Below are 19,522 nucleotides of genomic sequence, written 5' to 3'. Positions count from 1 at the left end.
TAGGTATCACACTTTCATTACGGGCGAACACTGTTCGCCCCTACACCTGTGAGCCACAATACGATATATAAATTACTATTGTTTATGCTACAAAATATCGTTGTATTTTGAATTGTACAATCACATAGTTTACAGTTTATACAAGGACATAGTTTACACTTTTCATATTTAAACATCCCCACAAACCTAAATTTGTATTACTATAATATATATGAACAGAGAAAAAAGGTGTAGTAGAATTTTCTACTACACCTTTTTAGAGTTAATATAGAATAGCTTATTATAAATTAAGGCTATAAACCGTTATTTGAAGTACAAAATAAAAAGTAAAAGTTAAAATTTAATTGTAATCTTAGTACCTTTGCCAAGTTCACTTTCAACTTTCATTTTACCGTTGTGATGTTCAACACCATGTTTAACAATTGAAAGTCCAAGACCTGTACCACCGACTTCTTTACTGTGGCTTTTGTCAACTCTGTAGAATCTTTCAAAAATTCTGCTTTGGTCTTCTTTACTGATACCAATACCTGTGTCCTCAACAATCAGTGTAGCTTTACCGTTTACCGGTGCAACAGTAATTGTTACCGAGCCGTTAGGCTTGTTGTATTTAATAGCATTGTCAACTAGGTTATAAACAATTTCACTTAGTAGTGTTGGTACACCATGTACTATTGTTTTCTCACCGTATAATGTTAATTTAACACCACAGTTGTCTGCAATAGGAGATAGAGTGTCCTCAACATTCTTTGCAATTTCATAAATGTCAACTTCCTTATCTTCAGGTTCGTATGACTTGTCATCTAACTTAGACAACTTTATAATATCATTAACCAAAGTGATAAGTCTGTTAGCTTCTTTAGTAATGTTGTGTGCAAAGTGAGTTACTGTTTCTTTAGGAGTTGCATCCATTCCGATAATTTCAGCAGATGCTAAAATTGCAGTTAGTGGAGTTTTTAGTTCATGGCTAACATTAGCACTGAATTCTCTTCTTAATAATTCTCTCTGATGCTTTTCTGTAATATCAAGGATAACTGCTACAGCACCTTTAATTTTGCTGTCAACCTCAACAGGATTGCAGTATAGACTCAAGTATCTGTCACCATATTCAAAAGTATCTGACATATGAGTTCCATGAATGGCATTGTTAATGTTAGTTTTAAATTCATCATCAATACTTAGGTCTTCTAAATATTCATCATCCAGTGATGAAATATTAAGTAACTTTTTCACACTCTTATTATATGAAAGAATTTTGCCCTGTAAATCAAGAACCAAAAGTCCTTCTTTCATATTGCTTGTGATAACATTAAATTCAGCTTGAGTTCGCTTTAATTCTTTGATTTGGTCACGAATAACTCTGTTTTGGTGGCTGATTTTGTGTACAAGTGGCTCAATTTCTTCATATGTTGTAACTGCCTCAATATTTTCCAGGTCAAGGTCATTAATAGGCATAACAATCTTTTTTGAAGATAGGTAAGCTATTATATATGAAAGTACAAGTGCAATTATCACAACAATTGCAAGTGGTTGCCACATATTAAGTAATAAAATCCAAACAGTATATTGGTTGGTGGAAATACGAATTACCGAACCATCAGAAAGTAACTTTGCACAGTATATAGTCCTTTCGGATAAAGTGTCAGACATTCTTACATCTTCACCGGTACCGTTTTTCATTGCATCCTTAATTTCTTTACGGTTAAGGTGGTTTTCCATTTTACTTTTAGAAACATTAGAATCGTACTTAATAGAACCATCCTTGTTAACCCAAGTGATTCGGGCTTTTTCTGATTTGCTTAATGTGTCAAGATATTTTGTACCACCATCTTCAACACCAACAGAAATTATGTTAATTTCAGAATGAAGTTCATTCATTATTTGTTTTCCATGGTAGTTGTACATAACACCAAAGACAATAACGATTGTAACAACAAGCATAGAAAAACAAGCTAAAAAAATGTTTTTAAATATTTTCTTTGTCATTGTCATTTTATTCACCAATCTTATATCCAAAACCTCTGATAGTTTCAATCATATTGCCACATTCACCAAGCTTAGTTCTAAGGGTTCGAATATGTACATCCACAGTTCTGTTTTCACCATCAAAGTCATAACCCCAGATTTTGTTAAGCAACTTTTCTCTGGAGAAAACAACACCTTTGTTTTGCATTAACAGTAGAAGTAGGTGATACTCCTTGTATGTAAGCAAAACATTTTTACCATTTGCAGTAACAATGTGTTTTTCGGGATTTACTGTTAGTTTGCCTACCGTGATTTCACCATCATCCTTGTGATTAGATGTTCTTCTTAGTAATGCTCTAATTCTTGAAACAAGTTCTAGCATACTAAATGGTTTTGTCATATAATCATCAGCACCACTATCTAGTCCTATAACCTTGTCATATTCAGCATCTTTAGCAGTTACCATAATGATAGGTAGGTCTGATGTTTCTTTGCTGTTTCTTAATTTTCGGAGTATCTGTAAACCATCCTCTTCCGGTAGCATAATGTCTAGAAGAATAAGGTCAGGTGTTTCTTCTTTCATAGCTTTCCAAAATTCTGATGGCCTTTCAAAGCCTTTAACTTCAAAGCCACTATTCTTCAATGAATAAAATACAGCTTCATTTATACTACGGTCATCCTCTATGAAATAAATCATATATATCATCTCCGTTCTTTTCTATTAATATTATAGCACCAATAGGTTAAATAAAAAGAGTAGTAATGTTAAATCTAAGTTAAATAAGAAGTTTGGATTATATTGGTATGAAAAGTATTTAAAAATATTTATGTAAACTTCACTTATATTATAACTAATAGTAGTTTAAAAGTGAATAGATTTGTACTGTTAAAAGTAAATATTTTTATATTTGTTTTGAATTAAATAGTATGTGTAGAAAATAATAAAAAGTTATAAAAAAGTATTGACATAGTGCAATATGTGTGTTACAATCTATCTTGTCGTTGAGAGATAGCGACTAAATAAGTTAATATTTGCGGGTGTGGCGGAATTGGCAGACGCGCTAGATTTAGGTTCTAGTGTTCACCGACGTGCAGGTTCAAGTCCTGTCACCCGCACCATTAAATTGGTTAACGATTTACTTGTTAACCAATTTTTTTATACCTCAAAAAGCCCATGGATAAGCCATTTTTAAGGCTTTTTTCATTTTTCATCGGTATACAAATTATTTTCGGATTGCACACTATTTGCATCCATTTTGGTGCAATAGTATTTTGATTTGCACCATAATTGCACCAAAAAATTTTCAGTATTTTGTTAACTTAATGTACTTATGTTATGAAATGAAATACATTAAAAAAGATTATAGCAAGTGTAAAGGCTACCCAATGGGTAGCCTTTTTGTGTGTTGGTTTATTATTTTTAGACTTATTAATAATTCCTATTTAGTATTTTATAATTGAAAATATCTATATTTCCAAGGTTAGAATATAATTTTACACTTTCTTGTATATTCTTTTACAATACTCATTAAAGCACCTCCAAATGAAACAATGGGTTATTGATTTTCTTTCTATTAATACAATAACATTTGTACTGTCCCATTTTTGGGATTTATCTTATAAACTTAAAAATATTTTTAAGTCTATAAACAAAAAACTAACCACTAAAATAGCAGTTAGTTTTAAAAATAATATTCTATTATGCCTTAAAGTTATATACAGGTTTCATAATATCAATTATATCAACTGAGTCTTTGATAACATCAATAATATCATCAATTGATTTATATGCCATTGGAGCTTCATCAAGGGTTTGTTCATTTACGGAAGTTGTGTAAATTCCCTCCATAGATTTTTTGTATTCCTCTAAATCAAGTCTTTCTTTAGCTTGAGTTCTTGACATTAATCTACCTGCACCATGTGGGGCAGAGTAGTTCCATTCTTTGTTGCCTCTACCTAGTGCAATTATTGAGCCATCCCTCATATTAATTGGAATTAATATCTTTTCATCCTTATGGGCAGCAATAGCACCTTTCCTAAGTATCATTTCATTTGTGTCAATATAGTTGTGAATAGTATGAAAGCTGTCTGTGGCTGTCAGTCCTGTTTTGTTTAGAATTATTTCTGCCATTTTTTCTCTACTTCTTTTAGCAAAGTTTTGGCATATTTCAACATCATAAAGGTAATCACCAAGGAATTCTCCATATAGCCAACAAATATCTTCCGGAATTTCCAGAGCCTTTGCCTTGAAATTATTTCTCAATTCCTTTAGTGCTGATTGAATTTCTTTTCTTCTGCCTTGTGACTTGTATTCTTTAATAATTCTATCTCTTTCTTTAAAATATTCTTCCTTGCCTTGATGTAATTCTATAGCAAGTTGCTGATAATATTCAGCAACTTGCTTACCTAGGTTTCTACTGCCTGAATGAATTATCAAATAATAAGTTCCATTACTGCTAATATCAACTTCAATAAAGTGGTTGCCACCACCAAGTGTACCTAGTGAGCGTTGTAATCGTCTTGTATCTTTCAAGTCCCTATAGCAGTGAAGTTTTGTTAAATCAAATCTTTCAATTCTACCGTCCCATACATTTTTTCCTGATGGGATAAAGTGACAAACTTTATCAAGTTCTTCAAAATCAATTTCTTTATCTTGAAGTTTAACTGTAAGCATACCACATCCAATATCAACACCAACAATGTTTGGACAAGCCTTGTCTTTTATAGTCATAGTTGTACCGATAGTACAACCTTTGCCTGAATGAACATCAGGCATTATTCTTACACTTGAACCCTCAGTAAGTTCATAGTCACACATTCTCTTTATCTGTTCAACTGCCTCATCTTCTATTACCTTTGTATAGCAGATTGCAGTTGCTTTTTTACCTTTTATTTCTAACATTTTATCATCTCTTTGTGATATAGTTATGCAACAATTTTTGCATATCGTTTATTGCTTATGGTTTCAATCATAAATTTATATGGTGAAAGTTCACCACTTGCAACCATAGAAAATAATCGTGGTGTTACTCCGGAAACTAAGGCTACACCTTGTTCATTCTTTGTTACAGGTTGATTACTGTTTCTACTTGCAACATTCCAAAAAATTATATTAGGAAGTTTATAGCCTTTTTCTTCAAAGGCTTTTTTGGCATTGTTGAAATTTGTTTCATTTGCATTTTCTACACAATAATCAAATTCCATATCTGAAATAAGAATCAGTTTCTTTTGTAAATCTTCTTGTGAATAATTACCCTTTACAGCAGTATCCAGAATAAGGTTAAATACTGCCTCAATATTGGTATTTGCAATTTCATTGAATTGGCTTATGTAGCGTAATCTATCGGCAAATGTTTCACCTTTAATTTCAATAAGTTGTGGTTTATTTGAAAATTCAATAAAGTGATTTTTGAATTTACCTTTGTTATGTTCTGCAAAATATAAACCTAAAGAAAGTGCTACTGATGCCGGTGTTGGCTTTGAACAACAATACATAGAGCCTGATGTATCAATAACTGCTAAGGTGTCTTCATCATTACAAAAATCAGGGAATGATGCCCATGTAGCATTTAGTGTTTCTTTTTCTGCTTCAGTAAAAGTGATTTGTTCATTGTGTAGAAATGAAGTAGAAAGGTACGGTTCTATTAATTCATAAGGATAAATATTGTTAGTGTTTAACTTTGCTTTACCCTTTGATACATTTGCAAGAAACTCACTATATCTTTCATTATCGTTGTTCATAAAAGCCATTCTATACTTAAACAATGCCCTTGATGGTTGCTTTTTATAATCAAAGGTATAATCTTTTTCACGAAGATTATTTTCAATAATTTTAATTTTAGCTCTTAATGCTGACAGTGATTTTCTGTATTTTTCATCAGTAAGGTTAAAAGCCTTTGCTATTCTTTTTCCTGTTTTTACAGTTTCTTTATTTGATGCATTAACTGATGGTAACCATTTTCCCAATAATGAAACTGCTTTTCCACTATTCATTGCATCTATATCTTTATCAAATTGCACTTTTAAGAAAGATATTACTTCCTGTTCACACTTTGTATCTAAAAGTGAAAGTAAATCGTCATATCGACCATACTCTGCAATATACTCAATATTCTTAATAATAGATTTTGGTTCATTATTTCCAAGCCAAGAAATAATAGTACGAAATACTTTTCTTTCTCCTAAGCCTTCTCTAACATCTCTACCAAAGAAAAGTATCTTCATAGCCATATTAGGATTTTCTGTAAAAGCTTTGATAAATGACTTAATAATTTCACCATCACTTTTATAACGGAAAGCACCAATGCCGGAAAATAGGTCAAGACAATCTGAACCGGTTGTTCCATTGGTAACTGCACCATTTTCAGTAAAAGTTAAATTTGAGTTCTTTTTCATATCTTCCAACATTGTATGTTCCTCCTTAAAGATAAAATGAAAACAAGGCACATTAAAAAGGTAAGCGTTGCTTACTACGGTAATATAAAATATTACAAAAAGAAAAGGTTTGCTGTCTGTGCCTTTAGAACAAGACGCTTTATATGATTTATAATTAATCATTAATCTTGAATTAGAAATTGCTGTTTGCGTCTTTTAACAACTTACCTCCTTTCAGTTGTTGACATTATTTTACAATTTTTATTTTCATTTATCTTGGAAAAAAAGTTGCGAACTCTAAAGTCCACAACTTTTTTGCTTAAGTAATCTATCTTTAATTAAATCTATAAAACTATTTGGTTCAACCACCTTTACCATTTGACCAAAGGATAAAATTCGAATTACAATTTCTGTTTCATCATCTTTATCATAGTTTATTGTAACTCTGTATTTTTCTTCTTCTACTTTTTCAACTTGCTTTTCAAAGTGAGCAAAATGCATTAACACTCTTTCAAGTGCATTCCTTTCATCAATAAGTTCAAAGATTACAGTTTTGTTTTTTGAGGCTTTCTTAGTATATTTTTTGTACTTTAATTTGCCATCATATTTTTCACAAGAAATCACTCTGCCCATATTGATAGTGCCACCATAATGCTTGTCATTGCTGATAAGTCGGAATTTATCATCTTTTTCTGAGTATTCCATATATTTCGGAAAAAATTTAAAGCATATATCCTCATTATAGCGACTTTTCATTTTTATAATTAGTGGGTATTTGTTTCTTATTCCGTCAAGTGCAGTTCTAAAATTTGTTATATACTGCTTATCTTCAAAGGAATCACCATCATTATATTTGTCAAAAATATAATAATCTTCATTTGTAAACAAAGGCTCTACATCAGGAAAATCAAAAGTATCATCAGTAAAAAGCTTAATTCTTGGATCTTGAAAAATTGCCTTTAGCCATCTTTTTTCAATATTAGTCAGAGGCATTTTTGGTTCTTTTTTAATTGGAGTTGTACCGTCAGGCAATAGAAGTTGCCACTTTTCTTCAACTAATGCAGGTTCAATATTTATTATACTTTCACTAAAAGCATATCTATTTACAATTTTTCTAATATCATCTTTGTTAATAGGTTCTTTTACTGCTTTCTTAAGAATTTCAGCCACAGCATTGTAGTAGGCACTGTATAATTCACTAAATATCATTGTTGTCCTCCTTAATGCCATATAGCTTGTACATTTCTTTAATATCATTTTTAAACTGATTTTCCAGTTCTTTATTTGAAAAATTAATTTCTGTTATCCTACAAATAAAGGTTCTAATCCAAGGTATTAATTCGCTGGAATCATATACATTTGCAGAAAATCTACTGTGGTTATTGTCAAGCCTTTCTACTGTACCACAACGCTTTTCTCTTTCTAATCGGTTATGTATGAATTCTTCTTCATCACTGTAATATACTGTAAACTGAACAGACTCTAATCTTTGGTTTGACTTTCCGGAAGAACTAACACCCCAAAGCTTAGGCATCATATTCTTTAGATTATTTCTTAATTCATCAAAGTTATCACACTTATCATTGACCTTTACAGAAAGAATATTGTCAAGTCTATAGGAGGTTATCCTATTAAAATTATGGGAGTATGCCATAAGGTACTGCCTACCGTTTTGTACACTTATCATAATTCTTAAAGGTACTACAAGGCTTTCTGTTACCTTTTCTTTATGTCTGTTTAGAATTTCTATTGTAGCATTTTTCTTTTCATTCATAGCTATGAAAAGTTCACACATAATCTCACTATCCATAGCACCGGTAATATAGTGATGCTTAAACTGAAAAAGTTCTTTATGACTGTTACATTTGTCAAGAAGAAAAGAACCGATTACTCCACAAGGTGCAACCTCAGAAAAGAAATCTATAACATTAAAATCTAAATTAACATTATCCTTTGATAAACTGTAATATAAGGTTTTACCTTTCTTCTCTTTTAGAATTATTCCCTCAGTCACATATTCCTTTAACTTTTTCCTTACAGTTGACTCATCGAATATTCTTGGATTTGAAAAGTTGCACAAATATTCATCAATCTTTTCGGTAATTTCACTAATTGATAAAGGTTCTTCTGTACAACTTAATATATCCATAAGAATAAAGTGTAGGGTAATATCCCCATCGGTAAAACTCTTTGTTTTAAAGGATTTGTATAGGGGATTGTGGTGGGATACTCTACTATCAATTGACATAAAAACATTTTTACCGTCAGCAGTTTGACGGAAACTCATATAGTCACCAAGCCAACTTTCAATTCTTCTACGCTCATCATCATAAGAACGACTGCTTTTTCTTGTGAATTTATCTCTACTTTTAAAGCCATATACATAAAATTCCCTCATATAGTCACGAATACGGATAAAGTTCTTTATTAATTCATTGTAAGCCACTTTATCACCTCATTCCTTCAATAATTTTCCTTACTTAAATTCTATCATAAATATTTAGATATGCATAATATTTTTTATAAATGTATTTAATAGTATTTATATAATGATTTTTACAGGGCAATATTAATTTGTATTGTAGTTTTTAACAACAGTATGCTGATAGCTTAGTTCAATGATACAAAAATAACAAAAATTGTTGAATTTTTCCTATTGCAATGGTACGCTTTATACATATTAAAACTCTAGGAGGGCATATTATGAAGAAAATTATTAGTTCAATACTGTCAGTATTGATGGCAATCAGTGCATTTTCTGTGTTAGGTACAACTGCACTGGCAGATGAAAATGCTAAAGAAATTTGGAATATTGATGACTTATATAATATTCGTAACGATATGAATGCTGATTACATTCTTATGACTGATATTGATATGGCAGATGATTTAGCAGATGGTGGAAATTATAATTTTAAAAATGAATATGGATGGAATCCTATAGGTAGTGAAGATATTTATAGTAACACTGCCTTTACAGGTATATTCGATGGCAATAATCACACCATTAAAGGATTAAGAATTAACGGGTTCAGTGGTATGCCTAGTAAATACTTTGGACTTTTTGCTAACAATTCCGGTACAATCAAAAATCTTTCAGTTGAGTCGGTAGCTATCAATTGTAATGGTATTGATTCTGATACTGTATTTAATACATATGTTGGTGGAATTTGTGCATATAATTCCGGTACTATAGAGAATTGTCATATCCTAAGTGGTAATATAAATGCTTACTGCTTTGATAGACAAATGTTTGCCGGAGGTATTGTTGGATACAATGCTACCGGTAGTATTACTAAATGTTCTAACAATGCTCAGATTGCAGGTTCTGTAAAGGACTTCTTTAATAAGTATGATAACGGAGATCATATTTCATTATATATGGGTGGCATTTGTGGACAAGGTGATAATGTTTCTTTATCATACAATTCAGGTCGTTTAACAAATTTTAGTGAAAACTATAATGGTACTATTTTTGAAGCCGGTATATCCGGTGCAGGTCAAAAGATTAAAGATTGTTATAACAGTGGTAATGTTTTTAATATAAAAGGAAATAATGTTACTGCATATGTAAATGCAATTACTTGGGGTATTAATGCAGCTACAAATTGTTATAATGCTGAAACTATAGGTGTGGCTGATACAGAAACTTCATCTTTTGAATTTGGTGGATTTAGTTTTGCTTCTGCATCAAATTGCTATTATTTAAATTATTGTAATACATCAAACGGTGGTGTAACTTCATTAACAGATGAACAAATGAGTGATGAAAGCTACTTTAACGGTTTTGATTTCTCTAATGTTTGGACAGTTAATAAGAATTTTGAGTACCCATATCCTCAATTAAGGGATAATATGCAGAATGAAAATAAGAAAATAGATACAATTGAATTTAACGAAGTTCCATCTAAAACTAATTACTTCTTAGGTGATGACTTTAAAGTAGATGGTTCAATTACTGTATATTATGTTGATAACACTTCCGAAAATATTGATATTACAAAGAATATGCTTAGTGGTTATGATTTATCTTCTACAGGTGAACAGACAGTTACAGTTACATACCGTAACAAAACATTAACATACAACATTAATGTTACAGTAAAGCCTAAGGTAGTGGATGTTTCTCTTATCACTTTACCTGATAAAACAGAATTTGTAAGAGGTACAAAGCCGGATTATACAGGTGGTTTAGTAAGAATTACCTATGATAATGGCACTATAGAATTTGTTTCATTAACACCATCAAATATTACCAGTGTTGATATTAATAATTCCGGTACTTATGATGCAACATATACATATGAAGGATTTTCTGTTAGCTTTAAGGTAAAGGTTGTTCCTGTAAAAATTATCGGAATACTTGTAAATTCTCTACCTAAAAAGACTGACTATATTGAAGGTCAAAAGTTAGATACTAAGGGTTTGGACATTGTTAAACTTCGTAATGATGGATATAAGGAAAGTATCAGTGACTATGAATTACAGTATGATAATACTGCCGGTACACAAACAGTTACAGTTAAATACAAGGATTTTACAACAAAATTTAATATTAACTTTGCTAAGAAAAAGATTGAAGAATTATCTATTACTTCTAAACCAAATAAGATGTTATATTATTCCGGTGAAAAATTTGATAGAACCGGTATGGTGATTACTGTAACATATGACAATGGCTTAAGTGAAGAAATTACCGACTATGAAACATCAGAAATTACAGATGAAATCGGTTCACAACTTGTTAAAGTTTCTTACGGCGATTGTGCAACTTATTTTACTGTTGATGTTGTAGAAAAATATGTAGACTCAATCTCTATCACAAAACAACCTGCAAAAACAACTTATATAGTTGGTACAGATTTTGACAAGACAGGTATGGAGGTTACTGCACATTATAATGACGGTACATCAAAGGTAGTTACTGATTATCATATTTCTTCACTACCATCAACAGTAGGCAAGGGTACTGTAAAGGTTACTTATGATGGTAAGACTGCAAATGTTGATGTTACAGTTAAGGATAAAACTCTTGTTAAGATAACAGTTACACCACCTACAAAAACAACATATCTAAAAGGTGAAAAGCTAGATACTACAGGTATGATTGTTTACGGTACATATGACAACAAAAAGACAGAACCTATTAAGAATTATGAAATAAGTGGTTTCGGTGTTTCTGATGAATCAAACCATGTTACAGTATCATATAAATCATTGACTGCTAGTTTTGAAGTGTTTATTCATAACCCAACGGGTGAATGGATTAATACTAAAGAAGCAACTTGTGAAAATGCCGGTGAAAAGGTAATGCACTGTACAACTTGTAGTGAAATAGTTAAGAGGGAAGAAATTAAGGCTCTTAACCATAACTACAGTGAAAATGTTGTAAAGCCAACTTGCACAGAAAGAGGATATATAGAACATACTTGTAAGAATTGTGGTGATACATATCGTGATTCTTATGTAAAAGAAACAGGTCATAACCCAATTACTGATTACGGTAAACCTGCAACCTGTAAAGAAAACGGTTTAACAGAAGGTAGTCATTGTAATGTTTGCGATACTATTTTAGTACCACAAAAGGTAATTCCTAAACTAAATCATAGCTATACTGCACAGGTTACAGCAGTACCTTCTTGTACAACCAGAGGTAGTGTAACATATACTTGTCAAAGTTGTGGTGACAGTTATGTTGAATATCAAAATGCATTAAATCATAATTTTGAACTTTCAAAGACAGTAGATGCCACTTGTAGTACAGCAGGTTATAAGCAATATACTTGTTCAAGATGTAACGAAAATTATAGTGAATTAATCTCTATGACTAAACACAAAATAGTCATTGATAAAGCAGTATCTGCAACTTATACTGCAAATGGTAAGACTAAAGGTAGTCATTGCTCAGTATGTGGCAAGGTTATAAAACCACAAAGGACAATTGCAAAGAAAAAACTTGCTAAGCCTACTAGTGTAAAAGCAACTGCAATGTCAAAGTCTTTCAAACTAAATTGGAAGAAAGTTTCAGGTGCTAAGGGTTATGAAATTCAGTATTCATACAAGCGTAATTTCTCAGGTGCAAAGAAAATTACTGTAAAGAGTGGCAATGCTACTTCTCAAACAGTTAAGAAACTAATAGGAAAGAAGAAAGTGTATATCCGTATCCGTGCATATTATAATGATAAAAACGGTAAGGCATATTCAACTTGGACAGTAACCAATGTTACTACTAAGAAGTAACAATTAAATAGTAATTTTACGAAAGGCTATCCATTGGGTAGCCTTTATCTTTGTTATAAGCAAGTTGCACAACGGATAAATAAACAATTTGTAAACTATCATAATAGATTATAAACTTTTTATATGGTAAAATATAACTATAATTAGTAAATGGAGGATTTTGTATGAAAGGTAAGAAGTTTTTTAGCATATTACTATCTATACTTATGATATGTTCAACTTTTGGTGGAATATCAGTTTCAGCAATATCATCAACAGATGATGATTATGTATGGATTAATGGCATAGGTGCTAGGGTAACTGATACGGTAACATATACTTATTATATTAATTCTAATTACGATTGGAAAAATTTTCAAGGTCAATTAGAGTATGATAAGAGTGGATTACAACTTGAAAGTTTCTCAATGCCTGATATAGGCAAGGATGGTACAGATGGTATTATGATAAATACTGATATTGAGGGTTATGTTTATTATGCCGGAAGCAATATTAGTGGTTACAAAACAAAATATAAAGATGTAAGACTTTGTAAAGCAACATTTAAAGTTTTACAACATGGTACCTTTACTATTAAAAATAGTCCCGAAATAGTAACAGGACTTAATGGTGAAACAATTGTTGATGATTTCAAAATTAGTGATGATGCAACTACCAGAGAAACTGCTAAAGTTACACCTAACTATGTTGATTTAAAGGTTGTTTCATTACCAAAAAAGACAATTTATATTGAGGGAGAAACATTTAATTCTGATGGATTAAATGTTGAAGCTACTGATACCAATAATAATATAGTAACAATAAATAATTATACATTAGAGGGTACTGATAAGCTTACTCTGGGTAACAATACTATTACAGTTAAGTGTAAGGAGTTGTCAGCTACTTTTGATATAACTGTTTATAAAGATAGTGGAAAAATATATTTTGAAAAGCCTGATTGGGAAGGCAGTATTTATTTCGCTCATATTTATGAAAATTCAGTTGGTATGCCTTTTTATAGTTGGATGATGAAAGCTGAAAAGCTTGAAGAAGATGCTGACGGTAAACTTTATTATGATTTAAATAAACTATACTATAGTAAAACCCTTTCAGATGGATTAAAGCCTGATACTCAGTATTCTATTATGTTTTGTGATAATCTTAATAATGAAACTTGTCCAATAATGTTTAATACTGATTGTATTGGTGATACAATTTCTGTTGTCGGTAATGAAAAGATAATTGAAAATAATATAGATTCCAAAACTTTGTATTATCCGGCTACATGGACTAATAATTCTAAGAAGTACGGTATTCCACTACAGATTACATCAGTAGGTAAAATTCAAGGTGAGTTTATTCCTAAGGGTACATCACCTTATGATATTATCAACAAATGGGATAAAAACTATCCTGATTATCCAAATAAAGATTCTTATAGTGACCAATCATCAGCTAGGAATCATAAGAATAGATTAGCTGAAATAAAGGCAACATTTAAGAAAATGATTGATGAAGGTAAAATCCTAGTTGCCGGTGGTGGAGTATATTCTAATAAAGAAACAAATACAACAAAACCAACTGTAAAGAAAGTTGTTAAGGTATCATTAAGTAAGAAGTCAGTTGTATTGGTAAAGGGTAGAAGTACAACTGTTAAAGCAACAGTAACTCCGACTAATGCAACAAATAAAAAATTAAAGTGGACAACTTCTAATGCTAAAGTAGCAACAGTAAACCAAAGTGGTAAAATCACTGCAAAGGGCAGAGGTAATGCAACAATTAAAGTAATGGCACTTGATGGTAGCAATAAATACGCTACTGTTAAGGTAACAGTAAAGCAACCTGTAACATCTGTTAAATTAAACAGAAATTCAGCTATCCTAAAAGCAAAGGGCAAAGCTAAACAGAAAACCGTTACCCTAAAAGCTACTGCTTATCCAAAGAATGCAAATAATAAATCAGTATCTTGGAAGTCATCAAATACAAAAATTGCTACAGTTAATAGCAAAGGTAAAGTAATTGCAAAGAAAAGAGGCACTTGCTATATTACAGCTACTGCAAAAGACGGCAGTAAAAAGTCTGCAAAGTGTAAGATTGTAGTTAAGTAAAACTGTAATAAAGATTGTAACTTAATAATTATGAAAACCTCTTGTTTTTAGCAAGAGGTTTTTTGTTTAGAAATTATGTTATTTTATTATAAAACCTTGCAAAATATTTTCCTAAAGAGTATTCTATAGATGGTTTATAATAAAGGATTTATGGGTGGTTTTGGTGAAGAATTTAGAGGGTAGGGGAATTGTAATGGAAAATAGAACTGCATTTGGTACTGAGAAAATAAGCAGACTATTGCTAAGATTAGCACCACCGGTAATGTTAGCACAACTTATACAAGCACTTTATAACATTATGGATAGCTTTTTTGTAGGTAAATATTCAGCATCAGGACTAACTGCTTTATCTATAATTTATCCTATACAGTTACTTATGATTGCATTGGCAGTAGGTACGGGTGTAGGAATAAACACAAATATGGCAGCAAAATTAGGTGTTGAAGATTATAAATCAGCAAATAAATATGCCGGTGTCGGTACACCTTTGGCAGTAGTTTTGTGGTTTATTTTTGCTTTGGTATGTTGGTTCATAATGCCTTTTTATGCTAAAATGTCAACTAGTTCATCAGTAGTAATTCACGATGTGGTTGTGTATGGTAGGATAGTTTGTGTGTTTAGCTTTGGTTTGTTTTTGGAAAGTATATGGACAAAGGTTTTGCAGTCTGAGGGTGATATGAAAACACCTATGATTGCACAAATATTAGGTGCTATTACAAATATTATCCTTGACCCTATATTGATTTTTGGTATGTTTGGTATTCCTGAAATGGGCATTGCCGGTGCTGCTATTGCAACAGTAGTGGGACAGGTTGTTGCCGGTTTAGTGGTTATGAAAAAGGGCTTTCGTAGGCCACCTGAACTTTCAGTATATAATTTATGTATTGGAAGAATTTTCCGTTTAGGACTACCAAATATTTTAATGCAATCAGCATATACATTTTACATATTAGGACTGAATTTAATATTAGGTGGATTTTCCGATGAGGCAGTTACTGCCTTAGGTTTGTACTATAAGTGGCAAACATTTTTCTTCATTCCATTAGGTGCAATGCAAACTTGTATTGTGCCAATTATCAGTTATAACTATGCATCCGGAAAATTAAACCGTTGCAAAAATACACTAAAAACATCAGTACTTTTTGGCTTAGTGTTAATGGGTTTAGGTACACTTTGCTTTTTGATTTTACCATCCCAAATGCTAAGTGTCTTTACATCAGATGCTAAGGTAATTGAAATCGGTAGTTATGGTTTTCGATTTGTTGGAGTTAGCTTTTTGCCTATGGTAACTTCGCTGATTTTCCCTGTGTTTTTCCAAGCAATAGGAAAGAGCCTGAAAAGTTCAGCTTTAACAGTAATACGAACAGTTGTTTTGTTTGTACCATTGGGATATATTTTCTCAAGGTTTGGTCTGAATTTCTTTTGGCTAACATTCCCTGTAACAGAAATCATAACCAGCGTAGTTGGTGCAGTATTTTATTTGCCTTTCCATTACCAAAAGTGAATATATTTAATATGTAACTCTCTTTGTGAAAATAAAAAGAGAGTTTTTTACTTCATGTAATGTTGAAATTATAAACATAATAATGAAAAATTAATAGTATTATCCATTGATTTTGTTTTAAATATTGACTTGTTTAAAAATTAGTTCTATAATTTTCTTAAGAAATGATAATCATTTTGTTATTTAGGAGGTCCATATGGTTTATACTTTTGATGAGAAGAAAATAAAAAGCAAATTAGTGAAATTAAGAAAAGAGAATAAAGATACCCAAGAAACTTTTGCAAAGAAGCTTTCTGCGAAAATGGGTGGTATTGAAATTTCAAGAACAACAGTTGCTACATGGGAAACAGATAAAAACCAAACTGTACCTAAGTATGATTATCTAATTAATATTTGCAATATGTATAACTGTGATGTTAACTATTTCTTTGAGGTTAATTCAGTTAAGTCTAAAGAGATAAAGGAGGTTGCTGATTTACTCCATATCTCAGAAAAAAGTGTTGAAATTTTAAAGGACAATAGTAACTATGGTGATATGTTGGATTGTTTGATTAATAACGACTCATTTGATAGTTTTGTAAACCGTATCAATCAGTTAACTGCTTACAGTGTGGTTGATGACGCAATTACAACTGTTTTTACGGAGAGTTATTGTAAAAAGCTAAAGCAGTTCTTTGATGAATATTATTTTTCTGAATTTCCTATGGAAGTATCTAAAGAAAATTTTAGAAAATTTTTGCTTACTAAAATTTCATCTAACAAATTCAATCCGGAAAAGTATATTGAGAGAAAATTTTTAGAGGAAGGAAAAAATTGTGTTTATAATCAGTGTGATGACTTTTCTGCCTTGCCCAAATTAGAAAAGTATGATTTAATAATTAATTTTATCTCTGATGTTGGATATGACCATTTTGATGCTAAAAAGAAAGTAGAAAATTCAGAGTTTAGACTGCAAGGTATAATGTCTCTGTTTATTAAAGATGTTATTGAAAAAGAGTCAAATAAGATTAGAGAAAATTTAAAGAAAAAGGCTACCGGTTCAAGAAATTGAGCCGGTGTTTTTACTTTTGTCAACTAACTGTTTGTTATTTTGCAATGTTGATATTTACAACAATATATAATAAATTAAATCTTTATATTGTTGTAAATTGTTACTTATATTAACAATAATTTTGATTTATAATAGAGATAGAGAAGGTGATGGTTATGGGTAAAACTTACGTAATAGGAAATATAAACGGTAAATATCAGGAACTTATAACTTTACTTGAGAAAATGAACTTAGGAATAAAGGACAAATTATATATTCTGGGGGATACTATAGGTTATAGGAAAGGCTCATTAAAAGCATTGCAGTTCTTTATGAAAATGCCTAACTGTGGTTGTATTATGGGCACACAGGAATTTATAATGCTACAAAACAGAAAAACTTTAGAAAAATTAAATAGAGAGTCTAAAGATATATTTAGAAATAATTTGTTATCATTGCTTGAATTTATACGCATATTTGGTGATGACACTTTTGATGAGATTGTAAAATTACCGGAGAATAACAAGAAAGAAATGTTCGATTATATAAAAACAATGAAAACATCAGTTGAAATAAATGTTAACGGACAGGACTACATACTTTCAAATGCAGAAATTGACAGACCTTTGAAAAATAAAATACAAGTGGCAGCACATAGACCAACACTATTTATAAAGGAAAATCCCAGACCTAACTGCATTTATAAAGACAGTATTCACATAAAACTGAATTGTGATGCTTTTTCTACTAATGGTAGGTTATCGGCAATTTGTCTTGATAATAAGGAGGAATTTTATTCAAAAGATGAAGAAAATTTTGCCTATCTTTGTTTATCAAAAAATGGTGAATAGGAGATTAAAATTATTTAGAGAAAATAAAAGAAATGTGTAGTTTAACACACCTATAATCGAAAAAGTCCGATTTAGCCACTTGCTAAAATCTTTATTTGTAAAATTTTCCATCCTTTAAGTAGAAAAAAGTCGCTTTTAAATATGTCATAATACTATTAGAAGTATATAAGATAGGAGAGTAGTTTGTTGAAAAGAAATGGTGGTAGAATATCTAAAATCGAAAGAGCATATAAACTGTTGCAATACCTAAAGAAAAATTCTGACAAAGACCACACAATAATGCAAAAGGATTTGAGGGAGAATTTTGAAATAGAGAAGTATGTGGGAGATAAGGAAACATATAATGATACTATAACTAAGCTTGCAATGGCAATGAACTTTGATGAATATGGTATTAAACCTGAAAAAGACTGGAGAATAGTGTTTAACGACTTCACGAAGAACTATGGTAGCAAAGCTCTTGAAAAAGAAGAAAGTGATGTTGAAACTTTAACAAGTAAAATGAGAATAAGGGGATTGTACTATAACCCTATTTTTACATATGAAGAAATCAATTACATTATAGAGGCTATATTTTTTTCAAAGACCATTGACTCAGCCACTGCCGATATACTTATTAAAAAAATTGAAGAAAATTTAACTTCAAAGTATTACAAGAAGAACCACAAAATTATATGCAAGGTAAAAGAAATTTCAAATGAAAATCAAAAATTACTGAGGGAAAATCTACTTACTATCCAAAATGCCATTGACAGAAATGTTCAAATCAGCTTTATATATAATCAGTATAATCATGACAAAGTATTAGTTCCAAAGTCAAAAAACAAGGTAACAGTCAGTCCATATTATTTTGTTGTTAATGAGGGAAAGTATTTTCTTGTTGCTTGTAAAGAAGTAGTGGAAAATCTGGTGAAAATAAGAAAGTTAACTGTATGGAGAATTGACTTATTAACTGAAGTGGAAATTCCTTTGCCTAATGAAAAATATCAATCAGGTGGAATTCCCTCTATTGATAAAAGTAAGGTGGAAAATTTCACTCAAGATTTTTCAATACTATTTTCTAATTTTTATGAAAATGTGACTTTGGATAAGCCTACAAAAATTCAACTGAAAATAAGCAATAAAAATTCATCAACAGACTTTAAGAATACAGACTATACCTTTATGTATGATAGGTTTGGTAAGGAGTTTAAGTATCTTTATACAGAAAAATTTCCACCATACAAAGATGTTGTAGAGGTTAAGTGTAGTCCATATGTAATGGTAGATTTAGCATTACAGTATAGTGATAAGGTAGAGGTTGTTGAACCTGAGTTTGTGAGAGAAATGATTGTAGATACAATTAAGGAACTTGTCAGAAAATATATTGATGAATTTTGATTATTTTCTATTATTTTTAAGATATTTATATGGATTGACCATATGGGGCAATCCATAGGAGTATAATATATATTAAAGGATGTGAATAGCA

Annotated in this window: 12 protein-coding genes and 1 tRNA gene; 7 read left to right on the top strand and 6 right to left on the bottom strand. The window is 30.8% G+C overall.

The genetic code is table 11. The annotated features are described in order from the left end of the window. Positions 1-333 precede the first annotated feature (333 nt). Together WMO18_RS02940 and WMO18_RS02935 are read right to left on the bottom strand one after the other, a co-directional pair. The gene (locus WMO18_RS02940; protein ID WP_367286302.1) at positions 334-1,983 is read right to left on the bottom strand and encodes an ATP-binding protein; all 1,650 of its coding nucleotides are present in this window, start codon (positions 1,981-1,983) and stop codon (positions 334-336) included. A gap of 7 nt (positions 1,984-1,990) precedes the next feature. Then, positions 1,991-2,659, bottom strand: a complete 669-nt coding sequence (locus WMO18_RS02935) for a winged helix-turn-helix domain-containing protein (RefSeq protein WP_211147746.1) — start codon at positions 2,657-2,659, stop codon at positions 1,991-1,993. Between the two features lie 337 nt (positions 2,660-2,996). Between WMO18_RS02935 and WMO18_RS02930 the strand changes: the two genes are divergently transcribed. Next, positions 2,997-3,081: transfer RNA gene (locus WMO18_RS02930), tRNA-Leu, on the top strand. A gap of 580 nt (positions 3,082-3,661) precedes the next feature. Here WMO18_RS02930 and WMO18_RS02925 read toward each other — a convergent pair. The 4 genes from WMO18_RS02925 to WMO18_RS02910 all read right to left on the bottom strand — a co-directional run bounded on the left by WMO18_RS02925 (position 3,662) and on the right by WMO18_RS02910 (position 8,782). Further along, positions 3,662-4,864 carry an RtcB family protein gene (locus WMO18_RS02925; protein WP_211147747.1) on the bottom strand — a complete coding sequence of 401 codons (1,203 nt, stop codon included), beginning with the start codon at positions 4,862-4,864 and terminating at the stop codon, positions 3,662-3,664. A 23-nt stretch (positions 4,865-4,887) separates the two neighbouring features. Then, on the bottom strand, positions 4,888-6,369 hold the full coding sequence (locus tag WMO18_RS02920; protein ID WP_211147748.1) for a DUF2828 family protein: 1,482 nt from the start codon (positions 6,367-6,369) through the stop codon (positions 4,888-4,890). A gap of 264 nt (positions 6,370-6,633) precedes the next feature. Then, a complete protein-coding gene (locus WMO18_RS02915) occupies positions 6,634-7,545 on the bottom strand; it encodes a WYL domain-containing protein (RefSeq protein ID WP_367286301.1) in 912 nt (303 codons plus the stop codon). Then, a complete protein-coding gene (locus tag WMO18_RS02910) occupies positions 7,535-8,782 on the bottom strand; it encodes a WYL domain-containing protein (protein WP_348982038.1) in 1,248 nt (415 codons plus the stop codon). Before WMO18_RS02910 ends, WMO18_RS02915 begins: the two co-directional genes overlap by 11 nt. Before the next feature lie 257 nt (positions 8,783-9,039). On the opposite strand from WMO18_RS02910, the gene WMO18_RS02905 reads away from it, so the two are divergent. The 6 genes from WMO18_RS02905 to WMO18_RS02880 all read left to right on the top strand — a co-directional run bounded on the left by WMO18_RS02905 (position 9,040) and on the right by WMO18_RS02880 (position 19,431). Then, the gene (locus tag WMO18_RS02905; protein WP_367286300.1) at positions 9,040-12,576 is read left to right on the top strand and encodes a bacterial Ig-like domain-containing protein; all 3,537 of its coding nucleotides are present in this window, start codon (positions 9,040-9,042) and stop codon (positions 12,574-12,576) included. Between the two features lie 164 nt (positions 12,577-12,740). Further along, positions 12,741-14,666 carry an Ig-like domain-containing protein gene (locus WMO18_RS02900; protein WP_367286299.1) on the top strand — a complete coding sequence of 642 codons (1,926 nt, stop codon included), beginning with the start codon at positions 12,741-12,743 and terminating at the stop codon, positions 14,664-14,666. Positions 14,667-14,859: 193 nt separating this feature from the next. Then, entirely contained in the window at positions 14,860-16,170 is a 1,311-nt protein-coding gene (locus WMO18_RS02895; protein ID WP_211148576.1) for an MATE family efflux transporter, read from the top strand. Positions 16,171-16,366: 196 nt separating this feature from the next. Next, entirely contained in the window at positions 16,367-17,221 is an 855-nt protein-coding gene (locus WMO18_RS02890) for a helix-turn-helix transcriptional regulator (RefSeq protein ID WP_367286298.1), read from the top strand. A gap of 155 nt (positions 17,222-17,376) precedes the next feature. Continuing rightward, positions 17,377-18,051 carry a hypothetical protein gene (locus WMO18_RS02885; RefSeq protein WP_367286297.1) on the top strand — a complete coding sequence of 225 codons (675 nt, stop codon included), beginning with the start codon at positions 17,377-17,379 and terminating at the stop codon, positions 18,049-18,051. Positions 18,052-18,237: 186 nt separating this feature from the next. Beyond that, positions 18,238-19,431 (top strand): WYL domain-containing protein, encoded by a 1,194-nt coding sequence (locus WMO18_RS02880; RefSeq protein ID WP_367286296.1) that lies wholly within the window; start codon positions 18,238-18,240, stop codon positions 19,429-19,431. Positions 19,432-19,522 lie beyond the last annotated feature (91 nt).

Origin of the sequence: Ruminococcoides intestinihominis (genome assembly GCF_040096285.1) — a bacterium.
Lineage (GTDB): Bacteria > Bacillota > Clostridia > Oscillospirales > Acutalibacteraceae > Ruminococcoides > Ruminococcoides intestinihominis.
This window is presented reverse-complemented; position numbering and strand designations above follow the sequence as displayed.

Bases quoted from the DNA above. Each gene is read 5' to 3' on its own strand.
- WMO18_RS02940 (WP_367286302.1), bottom strand. From the start codon at position 1,983: ATGACAAAGAAAATATTTAAAAACATTTTTTTAGCTTGTTTTTCTATG.
- WMO18_RS02935 (WP_211147746.1), bottom strand. From the start codon at position 2,659: ATGATTTATTTCATAGAGGATGACCGTAGTATAAATGAAGCTGTATTT.
- WMO18_RS02925 (WP_211147747.1), bottom strand. From the start codon at position 4,864: ATGTTAGAAATAAAAGGTAAAAAAGCAACTGCAATCTGCTATACAAAG.
- WMO18_RS02920 (WP_211147748.1), bottom strand. From the start codon at position 6,369: ATGTTGGAAGATATGAAAAAGAACTCAAATTTAACTTTTACTGAAAAT.
- WMO18_RS02915 (WP_367286301.1), bottom strand. From the start codon at position 7,545: ATGATATTTAGTGAATTATACAGTGCCTACTACAATGCTGTGGCTGAA.
- WMO18_RS02905 (WP_367286300.1), top strand. From the start codon at position 9,040: ATGAAGAAAATTATTAGTTCAATACTGTCAGTATTGATGGCAATCAGT.
- WMO18_RS02900 (WP_367286299.1), top strand. From the start codon at position 12,741: ATGAAAGGTAAGAAGTTTTTTAGCATATTACTATCTATACTTATGATA.
- WMO18_RS02895 (WP_211148576.1), top strand. From the start codon at position 14,860: ATGGAAAATAGAACTGCATTTGGTACTGAGAAAATAAGCAGACTATTG.
- WMO18_RS02890 (WP_367286298.1), top strand. From the start codon at position 16,367: ATGGTTTATACTTTTGATGAGAAGAAAATAAAAAGCAAATTAGTGAAA.
- WMO18_RS02885 (WP_367286297.1), top strand. From the start codon at position 17,377: ATGGGTAAAACTTACGTAATAGGAAATATAAACGGTAAATATCAGGAA.